Source organism: Streptomyces sp. MZ04, from assembly GCF_004684775.1.
Classification (GTDB): Bacteria; Actinomycetota; Actinomycetes; order Streptomycetales; family Streptomycetaceae; genus Streptomyces.
The window spans coordinates 1-2,863 of sequence record NZ_SRIC01000495.1 but is presented as its reverse complement, the minus strand read 5'-3'; the positions used below and the strand labels follow the sequence as shown (position 1 = coordinate 2,863).

Sequence of the window (2,863 nt, the reverse complement as noted above, 5' to 3'; positions counted from 1 at the left end):
GGGGTGCGGGGCTTTCCGGCGGGGGTGCAGGCGAGGGAGCTTCGGCCCGGGGCGCCGGCACCGGGCTGTCCCGTGCGGTCGAGGGTGAGATTTCCGTCGTACGTAAACACGGCAACGGTGTCCGTACGCGCACCGTCCCCGCGCTGATCCTGCCGGTGGCGGACGCCATGCCGCTGCTCCTGCGTGCCGAGCGGGCGCACCCGCATCCCGCCGTCGCCTGCTGGGCCGCCGCCGCCCGGCACGCCATGCACCTGGCCGCGCGGGGGCGGCTGCTGCCCGGGCTGACCGGAGGTGACCTGGACGCGTGGCGGGCGGGGCCGCTGGACGAGGCCGACGTCACGCAGCTGCGGGCGATCGCCGCCGCGATGCCGGCCGAGGCGCACGCCGTACCGCTGCCCGGCAGCAAGCCCCTCCTGCTGCCCGAGCCGCTCGCCCTGGTCAGGGCCTTCGTCGACGCCGTGGTGGACGCCCTGCCGCGTACGCCCGCCGCGATGCACGCGGTCGGCGCGCCCTTCGCGGCGCGCGAGCCGCAGCGGCTGCCGGGCGCGCGGGAGTGGGCCGCGGAGGTGGCGGCCGGGATGGACGCCGGGGTGCGGGTGTCGCTGCGGCTTGATCTGCGCGCGCACGAGGTGTTCGACGCGGTGGACTCTGCCTCGGGTGACGCCTCCGGTGCCCCCTCGGTCGGCGGCGAGGGCGCGGCCGCCGCCGTGCTTCAGGTGCACAGCCTCGCCGACCCCACGCTCATCGCCGACGCCGCCCAACTCTGGGTGGGAGCCGACCACTTCGGGCCACGGGCCCGCGTCGACACCCTCCTCGCCGTGCGCCGCGCCGCCCGCGTCTGGCCGCCGCTCGGCAGGCTCCTCGAGCGGCCGCTGCCTGACGTACTGCCGTTGAACGAGGAGGAGTTGTCCGACCTGCTCGGCGTGGCCGCGGCCCGCCTCGGCGCGGCGGGCGTGGCCGTGCACTGGCCGCGTGAGCTGACGCGCGGCCTGACGGCGACGGCGGTCGTACGCCCCGCGCCCGGCACGGCGGCCGACAACTTCGACTTCTTCAAGACGGAGCAACTCCTCGAATTCCGCTGGCAGTTGGCGCTAGGTGCCGACGACGGGTCCGGCGGGGTCGATGGGGTCGATGGGCCCGGTGATCCGCTCACCGAGGCCGAGATGGACGTCCTCGCGGAGGCACACCGCCCCGTCGTACGCCTCCGTGACCAATGGATCCTGGTCGACCCCGAACTCGTACGCAAGGCACGCAAGCGGGATCTGGGCCTGCTCGACCCGGTGGACGCGCTGTCCGTCGCGCTGACGGGCGGGGCCGAGGTGGACGGGGAGCGGGTCGAGGCCGTGCCGATCGGCGCCCTCGCCCGGCTGCGCGGCCGCCTGACCGACGAGCTGCACCCCATCCCCCAACCGCCCGCCCTCGCGGCGACCCTGCGCGACTACCAACTCCGCGGCCTGTCCTGGCTGGACCGGATGACATCGCTCGGCCTCGGCGGCTGCCTGGCCGACGACATGGGCCTCGGCAAAACGGTCACCCTGATCGCCCTCCACCTGCACCGCGCCCGCCCCGAGCCGACGCTGGTGATCTGCCCCGCCTCGCTGCTCGGCAACTGGCAGCGGGAGATCGAGCGCTTCGCGCCGGGCGTGCCGGTGCGCCGCTTCCACGGCACGGGCCGCAGCCTGGACGGCGACTTGGAGGGCGGCTTCGTACTGACGACGTACGGCACGATGCGTACCAGCGCACCCGAACTGGCCGCCCGGCCATGGGGGTTGGTGGTCGCGGACGAGGCCCAGCACGTCAAGAACCCGCACGCGGCGACGGCGAAGGCGCTGCGCACGATCCCCTCGGCGGCGCGCGTCGCACTGACCGGCACCCCCGTCGAGAACAACCTCTCCGAACTCTGGGCCCTCCTCGACTGGACCACACCGGGCCTGCTCGGCCCGCTCAAGGCGTTCCGTGCGCGCTACGCCCGCCTGGTGGAGGGCGGTGAGACCGCCGAGAACGAGGAGGCGATGGCCCGCCTGTCCCGCCTGGTCCGCCCCTTCCTTCTCCGCCGCAAGAAGTCCGACCCCGGAATCGCCCCGGAACTCCCGCCGAAGACGGAGACGGACCACCCCGTCAGCCTCACCCGCGAACAGGCGTCGCTGTATGAGGCGGTCGTACGCGAGACCCTGGCCCACATCGAGGCATCCGAGGGCATCGCACGCCGCGGCCTGGTCATGAAGCTGCTGATGGCCCTGAAGCAGATCTGCAACCACCCGGCGCAGTACTTGAAGGACGCCGCGATCATGACCCGCGCGGGCCGCTCGCGCTCGGGCAAACTGGAACTCCTGGACGAACTCCTGGACACGATCCTCTCCGAGGACGGAGCTGTCCTGATCTTCACGCAGTACGTAGAGATGGCCCGCCTCCTCGAGTCGCATCTCTCCTCGCGCGGCATCGCCACCCAATTCCTGCACGGCGGTACGCCGGTCCCGCAGCGCGAGGCGATGGTGGACCGCTTCCAGTCGGGCGAGGCCCCGGTGTTCCTCCTCTCCCTGAAGGCGGCGGGCACGGGCCTGAACCTGACCCGCGCGGGCCACGTGATCCACTACGACCGCTGGTGGAACCCGGCGGTCGAGGACCAGGCAACGGACCGCGCCTACCGCATCGGCCAGACCCAGCCGGTCCAGGTCCACCGCCTGATCGCCGAGGGCACGGTGGAGGACCGCATCGCCGAACTCCTGGCTGCGAAGCAGGCGTTGGCGGAGGCGGTGCTGGGTGGTGGCGAGGCGGCACTGACGGAACTGACGGATGCGGAGCTTTCGGACTCGGGCTCTGATACACATCGGACGCTGCCGACGAATAGCCTTGTGTTGTTCTC

Annotated in this window: 1 pseudogene; it reads left to right on the top strand. The window is 73.0% G+C overall.

Annotation, left to right across the window (positions count from 1 at the left end):
- Nucleotides 1–86: 86 nt before the first annotated feature.
- A pseudogene (locus tag E2651_RS42375) lies at nucleotides 87–2,863 on the top strand (DEAD/DEAH box helicase); the annotation flags it as partial.